The sequence below is a fragment of the Microbacterium sp. Soil_C_42 genome (genome assembly GCF_057656735.1).
Genome location: NZ_JBDGJU010000020.1, coordinates 57,716 through 74,907, shown reverse-complemented (window position 1 = coordinate 74,907; position 17,192 = coordinate 57,716). Strand labels below are relative to the sequence as shown.

The following is a 17,192-nucleotide window of genomic DNA, read 5'->3' as shown; positions in this document are numbered from 1 at the left end:
GTTCGCGGACCGCGCCGCGGCTCCGCCGAGGGCGCGGGCCCAGGCCAGCTGGGCATCCGTGCCGGGGCCGGCGGCCCACAGCGCTGCCCAGCACGTGTCGAGCCAGGCCTCGGCGAGCGGAGTGCGCGCGTCCGACGCCGCGTAGCGTCCGATCGCGGCGTCGACGTGGGTGATCGCGTCCGTGGTCAGCGCGATGTTCGTCTCGCGCGTGGCGTGATCGCTCGCGATCTCGACGAAGCGTGAGACAGGCAGCCTCCCGTCTCGCGCAGCGTTCCACAGGGCCGCCCAGATCACCGCACGGGCGACGGGATCCTCGATCGACGACAGGTGCGCCGCGACCGCGTCGGTCGACGGCGTGTCGAGGCGCACCTTCGCGTAGGTGCGATCGTCGACGTTGGCGAGCACGAGATCGATCCCCGCGGCCGTCGTGCCCGTCAGGGGCGTGCGAGGGTCGACAGCGTCGACCTGCAGCGTGCCCCGCCGCTCGAGACGCCCATCGCTGACGGTGAAGAATCCGCACGTCAGCCGGTGCGGCCGCGGATCGGTCTGCGTCAGCACCAGGGCCTCGGCGTCGACGCGTTCGATCGCGATCTCCGACACGCCGCTGGTCTGCAGCCACGCGCGGCTCCACGCCGTCAGATCGCGTCCGGACTCCGCCTCGAGCGCAGACAGCAGGTCGGGCAGCGTGGTGTTGCCGAAGGCATGGTCCGCGAAGTAGCGCTGCACGCCTCGGAAGAAGGCGTCCTCCCCCACGAAGGCGACGAGCTGCTTGAGCACCGACGCGCCCTTGGCGTAGGTGATGCCGTCGAAGTTGAGCTTGGCGGCTTCGAGGTCGGTGATGTCGGCGACGATGGGGTGCGTCGTCGGCAACTGGTCCTGCACGTACGCCCAGCCCTTGCGGCGGCTGGCGAACGTCACCCAGGCGTCCGGAAAGCCACCGGCGACCACGGCGGCGTGGGCGCCCATGAAATCCGCGAAGGACTCCTTCAGCCACAGGTCGTCCCACCAGCGCATGGTCACCAGGTCTCCGAACCACATATGCGCCATCTCGTGCAGGATCGTGTTCGCACGGGCCTCGTGCTGCGCCGCCGTCGAGGCACCACGGAAGACGTAGCTCTCGGTGAAGGTCACCAGGCCCGGGTTCTCCATGGCGCCGAGGTTGTACTCGGGCACGAAGATCTGGTCGTACTTGCCCCACGGGTACGGGCAGGCGAACGCGTGCTCGAAGAACGCCAGGCCGCGCCGGGTGATGTCCAGGATCTCGTCGGTGTCGAGGTGGGGTGCCAGCGAGGCCCGGCAGAGGACGCCGAGCGACACGGTGCGGTCGTCGCTGCGCCACTCGCCATCGACCCGGTGATACCGCCCCGCGGCGACGGCCGTGATGTAGCTCGACAGCGGCAAGGTCTCGGCGAACGCGACGCGCACACCGCCGGCGACGTCCTCGCGCGCCGCTTCCGCGCCGTTCGAGAGGATCTGCCAGCCGGACGGCGCGTTCACCGTGAACCGCCAGCGCGCCTTCATGTCGGGCTGCTCGAAGACGGGGTACACGCGCCGCGCGTCGGCGGGCTCGTACTGCGTGTACAGGTAGACCTCGCCGTCGACGGGGTCGCGGAAGCGGTGAAGCCCCTCGCCCGACGTGCTGTATCGGCCGCGTCCTCCGACGGTCACGACATTGTGCGCAGCGAGGCCGTCGATGCGGATGCGGGCGCCGTCCCACTGCACGTCGCGCGCCACGCCGTTGACCGTCACGCTGTCGACGGACGCGCCGAGGAAGTCCAGCCACGTCGCGTCGGAGGTGGCCGCGAAGGTGAGTGTGGCGGTCGTCGGGAAGGTCTGCGTCGCCAGATCCTGCGCGCCACGCACGTCGAGGTCGACCTCGACGGTGTCCAGACGGATGGTGCTCGATCGGGCCGCGGTCTCGTCGCGGGTGAGGTTCGCGGAGGTCATGCCCCCATGCTTCCACGTCGGCGCGGTGCCCTTCGGCTGCTCCGGGGCGGTGCGCCGGCGCGAGGCAGGCCTCGCTCTAGCGGCGCTCCTCGCGGCAGCGGGCGAGGTCCGGCAGAGTCGGGATCTCGGAGGTCTGCGCGCCACGCGCGACCGGGATGCGGGTGCCCAGCACCTGGGCGACGACATCCTGGGCGATCTTCGCCGGGGTGAGGCCGGCGTCCTCGAGGATCTGCTCGCGACTCGCGTGGTCGATGAACTCGTCGGGAACGCCCAGCTCGTCGACGGCGGTGTCGACGCCCGCCTCGCGCAGCACCTGGCGCACGCGCGTGCCGATGCCGCCCACCCGGATGCCGTCTTCGATGGTGATGACGAGGCGATGGGATGCTGCGAGCTCGATGATCGACGGCTGCACCGGGACCACCCAGCGCGGGTCGACGACGGTGGCGCCGATGCCCTGCGCGCGCAGGCGCTCGGCGACGTCGACGGCGATGTGCGCCATCGGGCCGATGCCGACGAGCAGCACGTCCTGTGCGTCGGAGCGCACCAGCACGTCCACACCGTCCTCCAGTCGCTCGAGGGCCGGGAGCTCTGGGCTCACTGCGCCCTTCGGGAAGCGGATGACGGTGGGGGCGTCCTCGACGGCGACCGCCTCGTGCAGCTCCTCGCGCAGTCGTGCCTCGTCGCGGGGAACGGCGATGCGGATGTGCGGCACGATCTGCAGCATCGCGAGGTCCCAGATGCCGTGGTGGCTCGGGCCGTCGGGGCCGGTGACGCCGGCACGGTCCAGCACGAAGGTGACACCCGCGCGGTGGAGCGCGACATCCATCAGCACCTGGTCGAATGCGCGGTTCATGAAGGTGGCGTAGATGGCGACCACCGGGTGCAGACCGCCGAACGCCAGACCTGCGGCCGACGCGACGGCGTGCTGCTCGGCGATGCCGACGTCGTACACGCGGTCCGGGAAGCGCTGCGCGAACGGCAGGAGGCCTGTCGGCCGCAGCATCGCCGCGGTCATCGCGATGACGTCGTCGCGCTCGTCGCCCACGTGCACCAGCTCATCGGCGAACACGTCGGTCCAGGCGGTGCCGCCCGAAGCGCCGAGCGCCTCGCCCGTGATCGGGTCGATCTTGCCGACGGCGTGGAACTGATCGGCCTCGTCCTCGAGGGCCGGCGCGTAGCCACGGCCCTTCTCGGTGATCGCGTGGACGATGACGGGGGCGCCGTACTCCTTGGCGAGCTCGAGGGTCTCGATGAGGGTCGGCAGGTCGTGCCCGTCCACCGGGCCGAGGTACTTGATGTCGAGGTTCGAATAGAGCGCGGCGTTGTTCGTGAACCGCGACAGGAACCCGTGGGTGCCGCCGCGCACGCCCCGGTACACGGCGCGCGCCGCGGGACCGAGCTTGCGGAACACGGTGTCGGAGCCGCGGTGGAGGTTGCGGTACGCATCGGCCGTGCGGACGCGGTTCAGGTAGCGCGCCATGCCGCCGATGGTCGGGGCGTAGGAGCGTCCGTTGTCGTTGACGACGATGACGAGGTTGCGGTCGTTGTCGTCGGAGATGTTGTTGAGCGCCTCCCACGTCATGCCGCCGGTGAGCGCGCCGTCGCCGACGACGGCGACCACGTGCCGGTCCTTGCGGCCGGTGCGCGTCAGCGCGCGGGAGACGCCGTCCGCCCAGCTCAGCGAGCTGGAGGCGTGGGACGACTCGACCACGTCGTGCGGACTCTCGGAGCGCTGCGGGTAACCCGCCAGGCCTTCTCGCGCGCGGAGGTTCGTGAAGTCCTGGCGCCCGGTGAGCAGCTTGTGCACGTAGGACTGATGACCCGTGTCGAAGATCATCGGATCGTTCGGCGAGTCGAACACGCGGTGCAGCGCGATCGTGAGCTCGACGACACCGAGATTGGGGCCCAGGTGACCGCCTGTGCGTGCGACGTTCTCGACGAGGAAGCCGCGGATCTCATCCGCGAGCTGCTCGAGCTGATCGAGGCTCAGCGCGTCGAGGTCGCGGGGTCCGGCGATGGACGACAACAGCGACATCCCCGCTCCTTTCCGGCCCTCGGAAGGGCCCTGCAAGTCTACCCGGGGCATGAAGGGGGGACCGGATGCCGCAGCATCCGGTCCCCCGTGAATCAGCTGTCAGACCAGCGAACGCAGCACGTACTGCAGGATGCCGCCGTTGCGGTAGTAGTCGGCCTCACCAGGCGTGTCGATGCGGACGACCGCGTCGAACTCGACCGTCTGCTTGCCCTCGGGCGAGAACTCGCTGGGCTCGGCCGTGACCTTGACGGTCTTCGGCGTGACGCCTTCGTTCAGCTGCTCGAGACCCGAGATCGAGACGATCTCGGTGCCGTCCAGGCCCAGCGACTTCCAGCTCTCGCCGGCCGGGAACTGCAGCGGCACGACGCCCATGCCGATGAGGTTCGAGCGGTGGATGCGCTCGAAGCTCTCGGTGATGACCGCCTTCACGCCCAGCAGGCTCGTGCCCTTGGCCGCCCAGTCGCGCGACGAGCCGGAGCCGTACTCCTTGCCGCCGAAGATCACCAGCGGCGTGCCCGCGGCCTGGTAGTTCTGGCTCGCGTCGTAGATGAACGACTGGGGTCCGCCCGCCTGCGTGAAGTCGCGGGTGAAGCCGCCCTCGATCTCGGCGCCGTCGTTGACCTCGCGGACCAGCTGGTTCTTCAGGCGGATGTTCGCGAACGTACCCCGGATCATGATCTCGTGGTTGCCACGGCGCGAGCCGTACGAGTTGAAGTCCTTGCGGTCGACGCCGTGCGCCGCGAGATACTGCCCAGCGGGGCTGTCGGCCTTGATGTTGCCGGCAGGGCTGATGTGGTCGGTCGTGACGGAGTCCAGGAGCGTCGCCATCACACGCGCGCCGACGATGTCGGTGACCGGGGTCAGCTCCATCGTCATGCCGTCGAAGTACGGGGGCTTGCGCACGTACGTCGACGCGTCGTCCCACTCGAACACGTCTCCGGTCGGGGTCGGCAGCGTGCGCCACCGCTCGTCGCCCTCGAAGACACTCGCGTACTGGTGCGTGAACATGTCCTTGTTGATCGACGAGTCGATCGTCGCCTGCACCTCGGCCGAGTCCGGCCAGATGTCGCGCAGGAACACGTCGTTGCCGTCCTGATCCCTGCCCAGAGCGTCGGTCTCGAAGTCGAAGTTCATCGATCCGGCGAGCGAGTACGCGATCACGAGCGGCGGGCTCGCGAGGTAGTTCATCTTCACGTCGGGGTTGATGCGCCCCTCGAAGTTGCGGTTGCCCGACAGCACGGCCGTGACGGCGAGGTCGTTCTCGTTGATGGCGGCGGAGACCTCCTCGATCAGGGGGCCGGAGTTGCCGATGCACGTGGTGCAGCCGTAGCCGACGGTGAAGAAGCCCAGCTCTTCGAGGTCCTTGGTGAGACCAGCCTTCTCGTAGTAGTCGGTGACGACCTTCGAGCCGGGCGCCAGCGTGGTCTTGACCCACGGCTTGGCCTTGAGGCCCTTCTTCACGGCGTTGCGCGCGAGCAGACCCGCGGCGAGCATGACGGAGGGGTTGGACGTGTTGGTGCACGAGGTGATCGCGGCGATGGTCACCGCGCCGTGGTCGAGCACGAACTTCTCGCCGCCCTGCAGCGTCACCGGAGTGGGCTTGGACGCCGTCGCCGGAGCGTGGCTGTGGTGGTGGTGCTCGTGCGTGCTGTACTCGTCCTCGGGCGAGTTTCCGGGCGGGTCGGACGCCGGGAACGACTCGGAGCCCTCGAGGTCGACAAGGTCGTGGTCGACCTCGGCGTAGTTGGTGAGGTCGCTCTCGAACTGCTGCTTGGCCTGCGACAGCACGATACGGTCCTGCGGGCGCTTGGGGCCGGCGATCGAGGGCACGACCGTCGCGAGGTCGAGCTCCATGTACTCGCTGAAGACGGGCTCGCGCGATGCGTCGTGCCAGAGGGTCTGCTCCTTGGCGTACGCCTCGACGAGGGCCAGCTGCTGCTCGTCGCGACCGGTGAGGCGGAGGTAGTCGATGGTGACGGCATCGATCGGGAACATCGCGGCCGTGGAGCCGAACTCGGGGCTCATGTTGCCGATGGTCGCGCGATTGGCCAGCGGGACGGATGCCACGCCTTCGCCGTAGAACTCGACGAACTTTCCGACGACGCCGTGCTTGCGCAGCATGTCGGTGATCGTCAGCACGACGTCGGTGGCGGTCACGCCGGTCGGGATCGCGCCGGAGAGCTTGAAGCCGACGACCTTGGGGATGAGCATCGACACGGGCTGGCCGAGCATGGCCGCCTCTGCCTCGATGCCGCCGACGCCCCAGCCGAGAACGCCGAGGCCGTTGACCATCGTCGTGTGCGAGTCCGTGCCGACGCACGTGTCGGGGTAGGCGCGCAGCACACCGCCGACCGTGCGGTCGTAGATGACCTTCGCGAGGTGCTCGATGTTCACCTGGTGCACGATGCCGGTGCCCGGCGGGACGACCTTGAAGTCGTCGAAAGCGGTCTGGCCCCAGCGGAGGAACTGGTAACGCTCGCCGTTGCGCTCGTACTCGATCTCGACGTTGCGCTCGAGGGCGTTCTCGGTGCCGAAGAGGTCGGCGATGACGGAGTGGTCGATGACCATCTCGGCGGGCGAGAGCGGGTTGATCTTCGTCGGGTCACCGCCCAGCGCCTCCATCGCCTCGCGCATGGTGGCGAGGTCGACGATGCACGGCACGCCGGTGAAGTCCTGCATCACGACGCGGGCCGGCGAGAACTGGATCTCGGTGTCGGGCTCGGCCGCGGCATCCCACGATCCGAGCGCCTCGATCTGAGCCTTGGTGACGTTCGCGCCGTCCTCGGTGCGCAGGAGGTTCTCGAGCAGCACCTTCAGGCTGAACGGGAGCTTCTCGTAACCGGGGACGGTGTCGATGCGGAAGATCTCGTAGTCGGTGCTGCCGACCGTCAGGGTGCTCTTCGCACCGAAGCTGTCAACCGTGGACACGTCTGTCTCCTTCGTCGGCGGCGGGATCGTGCCGGAGTCCGGCATCCCCATCTTCCCCCGCCCCGTAGTCCTCGGCTAGTGAGGTCGACCTAAACGGCTCGGGGGAGATTTATCTTGATGTCGAGATAAATGTATCACTTCGGCGCCGGCGGGTAGAGCGCGCGCACGGCGAGCCACGTGACCGCGACCAACGGGGCGAACAGCGGCAGGCCCATGATCAGCTTGATCGTGCCGAGCGCGGCGACGTCGCCTGCGAAGTACAGCGGCAGCTGCACGATCAGGCGGAGCGCGAACAGCGCTGCCCACGCGATCGACAGCCAGAAGAAGACGCGCCGCTTGCGCTTGTCGGCGCGCCATGCGGTGCCCTCCCCCATGAGGAAGCCGACGGCCAGGCCGATGAGCGGCCACCCGATGAGCGCCGACACGAGGAACGCCGTGCCGTAGAGCGTGTTGGTGAGGAAGCCCGGGATGAAGCTGTCCTCTCCCCTGCCGGTCCACAGCGACAGGCCCGCCGCCGCGGCTGCGGCGATCAGGCCGCCGATCGCGGCGCTCGCAGACTGCCGCTGGATCAGGCGCACGATCGTGAACACCGCGGCGAGCCCGACCGACAGCGCGAGGCTCAGAAGGAGGTTGCCCGACTTTGCCTCGGCGTCGTAGGTGGCCGTCCAGGCGACGAGGAACACGACGCCGGGAAGCACGGACTCGAGGATGCCGCGCCAGCCGCCCATCGCGGCCCACACGACGTGACCGGTGGACGCGCCCTCAGCTGGGTCGAGGCCGGCGCGACGCGCGGCCCCGCCCAAGGCGGCGCCGAGCATCTCGGACGCCGAGGGTGCGGCATCCGATGTCCCCTCGGACGGGCGAGTCGCACCGTTCGCGGGTGACTCCGACGCGTCGTCGGGGCGCGAGGTGTCGCTCACGCCGAGCCCGGCGTCGCCGGCATCTTCAGCGGGATGAGATCGCGCGGCGGCATCGGCGAGCCGCCGCGGACCACGACGATCGACCGGAACAGGTCTTCGACCGAGGCCGCGGCCTCGACGTCGGCCGTCGCCGCGCCGCCGATCACGCCGCGCAGGAACCAGCGCGGGCCGTCGACGCCGATGAAGCGCGCGAGGCGCTTGCCCGCCGTGCCGTCGGGGCCGGCGATGACGGGCACCTCGGCGAGGAGCTCGGGCCCCAGCGGTCCCTCGCGCTCCTCGACGCGGCCGCCCTGCTGGCGGATCTGCTGGCGGATCTGCTCACGCGTCTCCTCCCACAGGCCCGCCGATCGCGGCGCCGCGAACGGCTGCACCTGGAGGGTCGAGTCGGCGTAGTCGAGGCCCACGGCAACGATGCGCTTGGTCTGCTCCTCGACCTCGAGGCGCAGGTTCAGACCCTCACGAGGGAGGATCTTGATCCCGCCGAGATCGATGTAGGGGCGGACGGGGTTGGCCTCGGACTCGTCGAACGGGCCGGTCGTGGCGCGGTCGTCGGGTGCGACCTTGCGCGGGCCGTCGACGGATGAGGGGTCGGTCATGCGAGGACTCCGTCCTTCTGGTAGCCCGTGGAGCCGAAGCCGCCCTCGCCGCGCACGCTGTCGGGCAGGGTCTCCACGGGAATGAAAACGGCGCGCGGCACCGGCATCACGATGATCTGCGCGATGCGGTCGCCCACGGCGATGTCGTGCGACTGCGCCCGGTCGGTGTTCAGCAGGATCACCTTGATCTCGCCGCGGTAGCCGGCGTCGATCGTGCCGGGCGCGTTGACGACCGTGATGCCGTGCTTGGCCGCCAGGCCGCTGCGCGGGACCACGAACGCGACGTACCCCTCGGGCAGTGCGATCCGCACGCCGGTGCCGACGAGGGCACGCTCGCCGGGCTCGAGGCGAACAGCCTCGGCGGCGACGAGGTCGGCGCCGGCGTCCCCAGGGTGCGCGTACACCGGGACGTCGGGGGCGATAATGGGGACGTCCACCGTTTCAGTCACCCAACGAGGGTAATGCAGAACTCAACGCCTCACGCCGGTGCCCGAACCGACCGTGCCGACGCTTATCGCGAGCGGCTCGGCCCATCGCTGTGGATCCTGGTCGCGGCGGGACTGGCGGCGCCGATGGCGGCGCTCGTCGTCACGCCGATCGACACGACGATCGCCCTCATCGTGGGTGCCGGCGTCGGCGTCGTGCTGATCGCGCTGCTGATCCTGGCGGCCCCCGTCGTCGAGGTCCGCGACGGCGAGCTGCGGGCGGGGCGCGCGCACATCGGCGTCGAGTTCCTCGGCGACGGCGATGTTCATGTCGGGGAGGACGCGCGCCATGCGCGCGGTGCGGGTCTCGACCCGCGGTCGTGGCATCTCATCCGGGGCGGGATCGACGGGGTCGTCGTTCTCCCCGTGACGGATGCCGATGATCCGACGACCGCGTGGGTCATCTCCTCGCGGACGCCGGACCGGCTGGCCGCCGCAGTGCGGCGGGCTCAGATCACGCGGCGCACTCAGTACAGATAGGGCCGTCTGCGCTCTCGTGATCGAGCTGCGAGCGGTGCTTCACGAGGAAGCAGTTCGAACAGGTGAACTCGTCCTCCTGTGCAGGGAGAACGACGACATCGAGCTCGAGGTCCGACAGGTCGGCACCAGGCAGCTCGAAGCCCGACGGGTTGTCGGCGTCCTCCACGTCGACCGAGCCCGAGAGCTTGTCGGGAACGCGCTCCTTGAGCGCCTCGATCGACTCGCTGTCGTCCTCGGTCTTGCGGGGGGCGTCGTAATCGGTGGCCATGCGTGAAGATCTCAACTTCCGGGTATTCGCGGTTGCGCTCGCCCTTGCGGGCGGCGATAGTTTGCACGACCATTCCCCTTTTCGCAAATGCGATCCGGCGCCATCCTGACCGTGCGTTCGCGTGAAACTCGCGGCACGCGCGGGATATTCCCGGTCCCCGTGGTGCGCTGTGACACGATGGGGCGGACAGGCGGGCTCTGAAGCCGTGAGTCCGCCGGGAAAGTGCAGCCAAGAGCCGGCTCGAGAAGCAGGGAGCGTCCGCATGGAACAGCTCAAAGTCATCGGAACCGAGGACGACAAGCTCATCCTGGCGACGGAGTCCGGCGAGAGATTCACGCTCGACGTCGACGACGTCCTCCGCGGCGAGCTGCGCAAGGCGCGCCGCGAGCGCGAGTCCGACGTGCAGACCCCGCGCCCCAGCCCCCGCGAGATCCAGGCCCACATCCGATCCGGGCTGTCCGCGCGGGAGGTCGCAGAGCTCCTCGGTGCCCGCGTCGAGGACATCGTGCGCTTCGAGGGCCCCGTGCTCGCCGAGCGTGAGCACATCGTCGGACAGGCGCTGGCGGTGCCGGTGCTGCTCGGCGGCGATTTCGAAGGCGACGGACAGACGACGTTCGGCTCCGCGGTGCGCGCCAAGCTCGCCGAGGCCGGAGCGATCGGCGAACGCTGGACCAGCTGGAAGGAGCCGACCGGCTGGACCGTGAAGCTGGAGTTCACCTCGAACGACATCGGCCACGACGCCCGCTGGGGCTTCGACCCGCGCCGCAGCACGCTGTCGCCCCTGAACAACGACGCCATCCAGCTGTCCCGCCAGGGGTCGCTCCCCGAGGGGCTGATCCCTCGGCTGCGCGCCCTCGACGCGGCACCTGCGAAGGACGACTCCCGCTTCGACAGCGGAGCGTTCGGCCCGCGCCGCCTCCCTGACGCCGACATCGAGTCGCCCGAGATCCCGTCGCCCGCCGCCCCTGCCGTGCAGGAGGCCGCCATCAAGCGCGCCAACGAGCCGGCCGTCGTGACCTCGGCCGAGACCGCCGATCTGCTTGAGGCGCTGCGTCGGCGCCGCGGCCAGCGCGAGCCGCTTCCGGGGGCCGAAGAGGTCGCTTCGGCGCCCCGCTCGCCGGCGCCGGTCGCGCTGTTCGACGCGCTCGAGCCGGGCTACGAGGAGTCGGCCTCTGAAGACGAGCCGACGGCGTCCGATTATCAGGCGCCGACTCCGGCTGCGGTCGCCGAGGCCGGTCGCCGCAAGGGGCGCACGTCGATGCCGTCGTGGGATGAGATCGTCTTCGGCGCCCGCTCCGACGACTGAAGCGGGACTCAGGCGCCGGCGAACGCGCCGAGCCGGATGAGCGGAACCACCCGCTCTTCGTCGGTGAGGGAGCCGTGCTGCCCGATCATCTTCTGCGGTGCTTTGTCGGCGAGGCGGTCATCGTAGTACGCGATTCCTGCGCGCGCCGCGACGGTCACATCGCCGATCCGGGCATGCACCTCCGGGTCGATCCGGCCCATCAGGCCCGAAGCCTCGAGCTCGGCGCGCGAGAACACCCACGAACGGGATGCCTCGGCCTCGCGCCATCGCGTGAGCACGGCATCGGCCGCGCCGGGCTCCGTGTAGAGGTGGAGCATGCGGGGCTCGCCGCCGATGAGGCGGACGCCGTCGAGCAGTTCGTCGCCTTCTTCGAGGAGGAGATGCCGATGACGCGGCACGTCGATCATGCCGTGGTCGGATGTCACGGCCACCCCGGTGCCGCGGTCGAGGGAATTCGAGAGCGTCCGGGCCGCGGCATCCACCCGCTCCAGCGCCGCGACCCATTCGTCGGACTCCCACCCGCGCTTGTGACCGATCGCGTCGAGATCCGGGGCATAGAGATAGATGAGGGACCCCGGATGCTGCGCCGCGAGGTCGGCGGCGAGGCTCACGCGCTCATCGAGGTCGTCGGCGCCGTGGAACTCGGCGTCGCCGAGGGTCGCCGCGGTGAAGCCGGTGCCGGCGTACTCGTTGCGCGAAACGGCGAAGAACGGCCGGCCGAGCGTGGCGGACAGCGGGGCGGCGCGCTGGAACTCGAGCGGAAGGCCGTCGGTGTCCCAGCCGCGCAGCATATTCACCAGATCGTCGGTGCCGGGCACGCGCGCGCGGTACCCGACGATGCCGTGCTCCCCCGGCAGCGCCCCGGTGAGCAGACTGGTCAGCGCGGCGGCGGTGGTCGAAGGGAAGACCGAGCGCGCGACGTCCTTCTTCGCGCGAGCCTCACTGAGGAAGCGGGCGTGGCCGGCCCGGGCCGAGAGGTTGTGGACGCCGAGCCCGTCGAGCACCCACACGATCGCGCTCCGCGCGGGGGCGAACCACTCCGAGCCGCCGTCCAGCGCCGCCGACATCTCGGTCACGACACGGGTGAGGCTCCGGGCGCGCGGCGGGTCCACGGGTAGGCTGAGGGTCATCGGGGCCAGTCTCGCACACGCGGCCGCGCCCCCTCGCTCTCCGCCGTCACCCGAGGCTTCTTCGACACATGCCCGCTTCCCGCACCGATTCCTCCCCCGCCGACCACGGACGCATCGAGGACGTCGACGTCTCTTCGGAGATGCAGACGTCGTTCCTCGAGTACGCGTACTCGGTCATCTATTCGCGTGCGCTGCCCGACGCGCGCGACGGGCTCAAGCCGGTGCAGCGACGCATCCTGTTCCAGATGGCCGACATGGGGCTCAGGCCCGACCGCGGCCACGTGAAGAGCGCTCGCGTCGTCGGCGAGGTGATGGGAAAGCTGCACCCGCACGGCGACGCCCCCATCTACGACGCGCTCGTCCGGCTGGCGCAGCCCTTCTCCCTCCGGGTGCCCCTCGTCGACGGGCACGGCAACTTCGGCTCGCTCGACGACGGCCCCGCCGCGCCCCGTTACACCGAGGCCCGCCTCGCCCCGCCCGCGCTCGCGCTCACCGAGAACCTCGACGAAGACGTCGTCGACTTCATCCCGAACTACGACGGCCAGTTCCAGCAGCCCGAAGTGCTGCCGGCCGCCTTCCCCAACCTTCTCGTCAACGGCACCACCGGCATCGCGGTCGGCATGGCCACCAACATGGCGCCGCACAACCTCATCGAGGTCGTGGGCGCCGCGACCCACCTGCTCGAGAACCCCGAGGCGACAGTCGAAGAGCTCATGGAGTTCGTGCCGGGCCCCGACCTCCCCGGCGGCGGCATCATCGTCGGCCTCGACGGCATCAAGGACGCCTACACCAACGGCCGCGGCAGCTTCCGCACCCGGGCGAAGGTCTCGATCGAGTCGCTCGGCCCGCGCCGCACCGGCCTCATCGTCACCGAGCTCCCCTACCTCGTCGGCCCCGAGCGCGTCATCGAGAAGATCAAGGACGCCGTCAACGCGAAGAAGCTGCAGGGCATCGCCGATGTCACCGATCTGACCGACCGCCACCACGGCCTGCGTCTGGTCATCGGCATCAAGACCGGCTTCGATCCTCAGGCGGTGCTCGACCACCTCTACCGGCTGACGCCGCTCGAGGACTCGTTCAGCATCAACAACGTCGCTCTTGTGGAGGGGCAGCCGCAGACCCTCGGGCTGCGCGAGCTCCTGCGCGTCTACCTCGACCACCGCATCAGTGTCGTCACGCGCCGCAGCCGGTACCGTCTCGAGCGGCGCAGGGAGCGCCTGCACCTCGTCGAGGGCCTCCTCATCGCGATCCTCGACATCGACGAGGTCATCCAGGTCATCCGCACGTCCGACGACAGCGAGCAGGCGCGCACGCGCCTCATGAGCGTCTTCGACCTGTCCGAGCCGCAGTCCGAGTACATCCTCGAGCTGCGACTGCGTCGCCTCACGAAGTTCTCGCGCATCGAGCTCGAGACCGAGCGCGACAATCTGAAGAAGGAGATCGCCCAGCTCGAGGAGCTCCTCGGCAGCGACGTGCTGCTGCGCGCGCAGGTGTCGCACGAATTGGATGCCGCCGCCGAGGCGTTCGGCACGCCTCGGCGCACGCTTCTGCTCAACGGCGGTCCGGTGCAGCCGCGCTCGCGCGCCGCGGCGGCGGTCGCCGACCTGCAGATCGCCGACGCGCCGTGCCGCGTCTTCCTCTCCGCCACGGGACGCATGGTGCGTGCCGAGATCGCGGCCGACGCCCCGGGCGGCGGCATCGTCGCGCCGGCACGGCGCTCGAAGCACGACGCCGTCCGCTCGTCGGTGGACACCACCACACGCGGCGACATCGGCGCCGTGACGAACCTCGGCCGCTTGGTGCGGTTCTCCCCCGTCGACCTGCCGTCGGTGCCCGGCAACTCGGTGCAGCTCGCCGCCGGCACCCGCGGCGACCAGTACCTGGGTCTCAGCGGCGGCGAGCACATCGTCGCGATCGTGCCGCTCGTCGAGGGCCCGCCGATCGCGATCGGCACGGCTCAGGGCATCGTGAAGCGCGTCGCCGCGACCGAGATCGCGAACAAGCACGACATCGAGGTCATCGCCCTCAAGGACGGGGACCGCGTCGTCGGCGCCGCGCCCGCGTCCGACGGCGCCGAGCTCGTGTTCGTGGCGAGCGACGCCCAGCTGCTCCGCTTCGATGCGTCCTCGGTGCGCCCGCAGGGTCGCTCGGCCGGGGGCATGGCCGGCATCCGTCTCACCGACGGCGCGCAGGTCGTCTCGTTCGATGTGGTCGGACCCTCCGAGTTCGACGCCGTCGTGGTCACGGTCGCCGGATCGACCACGGCGCTCGCGGGCACCGACGCCGGCAGTGCCAAGGTGTCGCTGTTCAGCGAGTTCCCCGCAAAGGGCCGCGCGACCGGTGGCGTGCGCGCGCACCGGTTCCTGAAGGGCGAGGACGCGCTGACGATCGCCTGGGTCGGCACCGATCCCCGTGCCATCGGCTCGGACGGCGCGACCCGCGCGCTGCCGGAGTCCGGTGCGAAGCGCGACGCCTCTGGCACCGCCCTCGACGGCGTCATCGGCTCCGTCGGCACCGGCATCCGCTGAGCCCCGATCTACACGAGAGGCGCAGCGGCACAGCCGGTGCGCCTCTCGTGTTCAGGGGGAACGGGCGATCAGATCACGCGTCGATGCGCTCGCGCACCAGCCGGTCGCTCGAGTCGATGATGAACTCCTTGCGCGGCGCCACGTCGTTGCCCATGAGCAGTTCGAAGACGGAGGCCGCAGCCTCGGCATCCTGCATCCGCACGCGTCGCAGCGTCCGGCCGTTTCTGTCCATGGTGGTGGTCGCGAGCTGGTCGGCGTCCATCTCGCCCAGACCCTTGTAGCGCTGGACGGGCTCCTGCCAGCGCTTGCCGGCCTTCGTGAGCTTCGTGAGGAGCCCGTGCAGCTCGGCCTCGGAGTACGTGTAGATCGTCTCGTTGGGCTTGGAGCCGGGGTTCATCACGACCACACGATGCAGCGGCGGGACGGCGGCGTAGACGCGGCCCTCGTCGATGAGCGGTCGCATGTACCGGAAGAACAGGGTCAGCAGGAGCGTGCGGATGTGTGCGCCATCGACGTCCGCGTCGCTCATCAGGATGATCTTGCCGTAGCGGGCGGTCTCGAGGTCGAACGATCGGCCCGAGCCGGCGCCGATCACCTGGATGATGGCAGCGCACTCGGCATTGGACAGCATGTCGCTGATCGATGCCTTCTGGACGTTGAGGATCTTGCCGCGGATCGGCAGCAGCGCCTGGAATTCGCTGTTGCGTGCGAGCTTCGCGGTGCCGAGGGCGGAGTCGCCCTCGACGATGAACAGCTCCGACTCGGCGACATCGTTCGACCGGCAGTCGGCGAGCTTCGCCGGCAGCGACGAAGACTCGAGTGCGTTCTTGCGGCGCTGCGTCTCTTTGTGGGTGCGCGCGGAGATGCGCGCCTTCATCTCGGAGACGACCTTGTCGAGCAGCAGCGAGGTCTGCGCCTTGTCGTCGCGCTTGGGCGACGTGAAGCGCGCGGTGAGTTCGCGCGTGACGACGTTCGACACGATCTGGCGGACCGCCGGCGTGCCGAGCACCTCCTTGGTCTGACCCTCGAACTGCGGCTCGGCCACGCGCACTGTCAGCACGGCGGTGAGCCCGGCGAGGATGTCGTCCTTCTCGAGCTTGTCGCCGCCGACTTTCAGCCGACGCGCGTTCTGCGCCACCTGGTCGCGCAGCACCTTCATGAGCCCCTGCTCGAACCCCTGCTGGTGCGTGCCCCCCTTGGGCGTGGCGATGATGTTGACGAACGAGCGCGACACCGTCTCGTAGCCGGTGCCCCACCTGACGGCGACGTCGACGTGGCATTCGCGCTCGACCTCGGTCGGCACCATCGCGCCCGAGGGCTGCAGCACCGGGACGGTCTCGGTGAACCTGCCCTCACCGGTGAGGCGCCACGTGTCGGTGACGCCGGAGTCGGGGGCGAGGAAGTCGGCGAACTCGGAGATGCCGCCGTCGAACCGGTAGCTCGTCTCCACAGGCTCGCCGGTCTCGGTGCCGGGTCGTTCGTCGCGGATGACGATCTCGAGGCCCGGGACCAGGAACGCGGTCTGGCGCGCACGCTGCTCGAGCTCCTGCAGGTTGAACGCGGCGTCCTTGGTGAAGATCTGACGATCCGCCCAGTAGCGGATGCGCGTGCCGGTCACGCCCTTCGCGGCGCGGCCCGCCACGCGCAGCTCGCTGCGCTCCTCGAACGGGGTGAAGCCCGAATCGGGGCTGCCGTTCGCGAAGACACCGGGCTCGCCCCGGTGGAACGACATGGCCCACGTCTTGCCGCCGCGGTCGACTTCGACGTCGAGGCGCTCCGAGAGCGCGTTGACGACCGATGCCCCGACGCCGTGCAGACCGCCCGATGCGGCGTACGAGCCGCCACCGAACTTGCCGCCCGCGTGGAGCTTGGTGAAGACGACCTCGACGCCGGTCAGCCCCGTGCGCGGCTCGATGTCGACCGGGATGCCACGGGCTCGGTCGCGCACCTCGACGCTGCCGTCGGCGTGGAGCACGATGTCGATGCGCGAGCCGTGGCCGGCGAGTGCCTCGTCGACGGAGTTGTCGATGATCTCCCACAGGCAGTGCATGAGGCCGCGCGAGTCCGTCGAGCCGATGTACATGCCGGGGCGCTTGCGGACCGCCTCGAGCCCTTCGAGCACCTGGAGATGATGGGCGGAGTACTCGGAGGTCACAATCTCCCATCGTAATCGGGGCGCCCCACAGCCCCGCACAGACACGCTTCAGGGCCGGCAGACGTACGCGCTCAGCGAAATGTCGTCTCTTCGCGGCATTCTCGAAACATCGGCGTGGTTGTATTTCATGACCGGAAGAGAGTTCTACCAGTACGAGGAGGCACCGAGATGAACACGCTATCGACACCGACCGAGACCGGCGCCGTCCTCGAACACCGCCTCACGGCGATGGATCGCTGCGATTCGTGCGGCGCACAGGCCTACATCGCAGCCGAGGTCAACGGCAGCGAACTGCTCTTCTGCGCCCACCACGGCCGCAAGTACGAAGAGAAGCTCCGCGCCATCGCGACCTCGTGGCACGACGAGACCGCTCGCCTGGCCGAGTAGGCGCCGCTTCGGCAGACTCGCACCCGT

Annotated in this window: 13 protein-coding genes; 4 read left to right on the top strand and 9 right to left on the bottom strand. The window is 69.8% G+C overall.

Going from position 1 to position 17,192, the window contains the following annotated elements:
• From pepN to dut, 6 genes are all read right to left on the bottom strand, one after another.
• On the bottom strand, positions 1-1,947 hold a 1,947-nt coding region (gene pepN / locus AC3A46_RS12885; protein WP_487665536.1), incomplete at its 3' end, for an aminopeptidase N.
• Positions 1,948-2,023: 76 nt separating this feature from the next.
• Positions 2,024-3,982: a 1-deoxy-D-xylulose-5-phosphate synthase gene (dxs, locus tag AC3A46_RS12880; protein ID WP_487665535.1), complete on the bottom strand. Its 1,959-nt coding sequence runs from the start codon at positions 3,980-3,982 to the stop codon at positions 2,024-2,026.
• A gap of 99 nt (positions 3,983-4,081) precedes the next feature.
• Positions 4,082-6,910, bottom strand: a complete 2,829-nt coding sequence (gene acnA / locus AC3A46_RS12875) for an aconitate hydratase AcnA (RefSeq protein WP_487665534.1) — start codon at positions 6,908-6,910, stop codon at positions 4,082-4,084.
• Between the two features lie 134 nt (positions 6,911-7,044).
• On the bottom strand, positions 7,045-7,728 hold the full coding sequence (locus AC3A46_RS12870) for a DUF3159 domain-containing protein (RefSeq protein ID WP_487665539.1): 684 nt from the start codon (positions 7,726-7,728) through the stop codon (positions 7,045-7,047).
• A 98-nt stretch (positions 7,729-7,826) separates the two neighbouring features.
• Positions 7,827-8,426 (bottom strand): DUF3710 domain-containing protein, encoded by a 600-nt coding sequence (locus AC3A46_RS12865; RefSeq protein ID WP_487665533.1) that lies wholly within the window; start codon positions 8,424-8,426, stop codon positions 7,827-7,829.
• Positions 8,423-8,875 carry a dUTP diphosphatase gene (gene dut, locus AC3A46_RS12860; RefSeq protein ID WP_487665532.1) on the bottom strand — a complete coding sequence of 151 codons (453 nt, stop codon included), beginning with the start codon at positions 8,873-8,875 and terminating at the stop codon, positions 8,423-8,425. Before dut ends, AC3A46_RS12865 begins: the two co-directional genes overlap by 4 nt.
• A gap of 12 nt (positions 8,876-8,887) precedes the next feature.
• On the opposite strand from dut, the gene AC3A46_RS12855 reads away from it, so the two are divergent.
• Positions 8,888-9,391: a DUF3093 domain-containing protein gene (locus AC3A46_RS12855; protein ID WP_487665531.1), complete on the top strand. Its 504-nt coding sequence runs from the start codon at positions 8,888-8,890 to the stop codon at positions 9,389-9,391.
• Here the strand turns inward: AC3A46_RS12855 and AC3A46_RS12850 are convergent.
• Entirely contained in the window at positions 9,366-9,659 is a 294-nt protein-coding gene (locus tag AC3A46_RS12850) for a DUF4193 domain-containing protein (protein ID WP_487665530.1), read from the bottom strand. The genes AC3A46_RS12855 and AC3A46_RS12850 overlap by 26 nt on opposite strands.
• Before the next feature lie 262 nt (positions 9,660-9,921).
• Here AC3A46_RS12850 and sepH point away from each other — a divergent pair, with 262 nt between their 5' ends.
• Positions 9,922-10,965, top strand: coding sequence for a septation protein SepH (gene sepH / locus AC3A46_RS12845; RefSeq protein WP_487665529.1), 1,044 nt, complete (start codon positions 9,922-9,924; stop codon positions 10,963-10,965).
• 8 nt (positions 10,966-10,973) lie between these two features.
• On the opposite strand, the gene AC3A46_RS12840 is transcribed toward sepH, so the two are convergent.
• The gene (locus AC3A46_RS12840; protein ID WP_487665528.1) at positions 10,974-12,095 is read right to left on the bottom strand and encodes an alkaline phosphatase family protein; all 1,122 of its coding nucleotides are present in this window, start codon (positions 12,093-12,095) and stop codon (positions 10,974-10,976) included.
• Positions 12,096-12,163: 68 nt separating this feature from the next.
• Here AC3A46_RS12840 and AC3A46_RS12835 point away from each other — a divergent pair, with 68 nt between their 5' ends.
• The gene (locus AC3A46_RS12835) at positions 12,164-14,623 is read left to right on the top strand and encodes a DNA gyrase/topoisomerase IV subunit A (protein WP_487665527.1); all 2,460 of its coding nucleotides are present in this window, start codon (positions 12,164-12,166) and stop codon (positions 14,621-14,623) included.
• Positions 14,624-14,696: 73 nt separating this feature from the next.
• Here AC3A46_RS12835 and AC3A46_RS12830 read toward each other — a convergent pair whose 3' ends face one another.
• Positions 14,697-16,781, bottom strand: coding sequence for a DNA gyrase/topoisomerase IV subunit B (locus tag AC3A46_RS12830; RefSeq protein WP_487665538.1), 2,085 nt, complete (start codon positions 16,779-16,781; stop codon positions 14,697-14,699).
• A gap of 165 nt (positions 16,782-16,946) precedes the next feature.
• On the opposite strand from AC3A46_RS12830, the gene AC3A46_RS12825 reads away from it, so the two are divergent.
• The gene (locus tag AC3A46_RS12825) at positions 16,947-17,165 is read left to right on the top strand and encodes a DUF7455 domain-containing protein (RefSeq protein WP_056367331.1); all 219 of its coding nucleotides are present in this window, start codon (positions 16,947-16,949) and stop codon (positions 17,163-17,165) included.
• The last annotated feature ends 27 nt before the right edge of the window (positions 17,166-17,192 follow it).

Excerpts from the sequence above, each read along its gene's own strand:
- AC3A46_RS12825 (WP_056367331.1), top strand. The coding sequence starts at position 16,947 with ATGAACACGCTATCGACACCGACCGAGACCGGCGCCGTCCTCGAACAC.
- AC3A46_RS12835 (WP_487665527.1), top strand. The coding sequence starts at position 12,164 with ATGCCCGCTTCCCGCACCGATTCCTCCCCCGCCGACCACGGACGCATC.
- AC3A46_RS12865 (WP_487665533.1), bottom strand. The coding sequence starts at position 8,426 with ATGACCGACCCCTCATCCGTCGACGGCCCGCGCAAGGTCGCACCCGAC.
- sepH (WP_487665529.1), top strand. The coding sequence starts at position 9,922 with ATGGAACAGCTCAAAGTCATCGGAACCGAGGACGACAAGCTCATCCTG.
- AC3A46_RS12870 (WP_487665539.1), bottom strand. The coding sequence starts at position 7,728 with ATGCTCGGCGCCGCCTTGGGCGGGGCCGCGCGTCGCGCCGGCCTCGAC.
- AC3A46_RS12840 (WP_487665528.1), bottom strand. The coding sequence starts at position 12,095 with ATGACCCTCAGCCTACCCGTGGACCCGCCGCGCGCCCGGAGCCTCACC.
- dxs (WP_487665535.1), bottom strand. The coding sequence starts at position 3,982 with ATGTCGCTGTTGTCGTCCATCGCCGGACCCCGCGACCTCGACGCGCTG.
- AC3A46_RS12855 (WP_487665531.1), top strand. The coding sequence starts at position 8,888 with ATGCAGAACTCAACGCCTCACGCCGGTGCCCGAACCGACCGTGCCGAC.
- AC3A46_RS12850 (WP_487665530.1), bottom strand. The coding sequence starts at position 9,659 with ATGGCCACCGATTACGACGCCCCCCGCAAGACCGAGGACGACAGCGAG.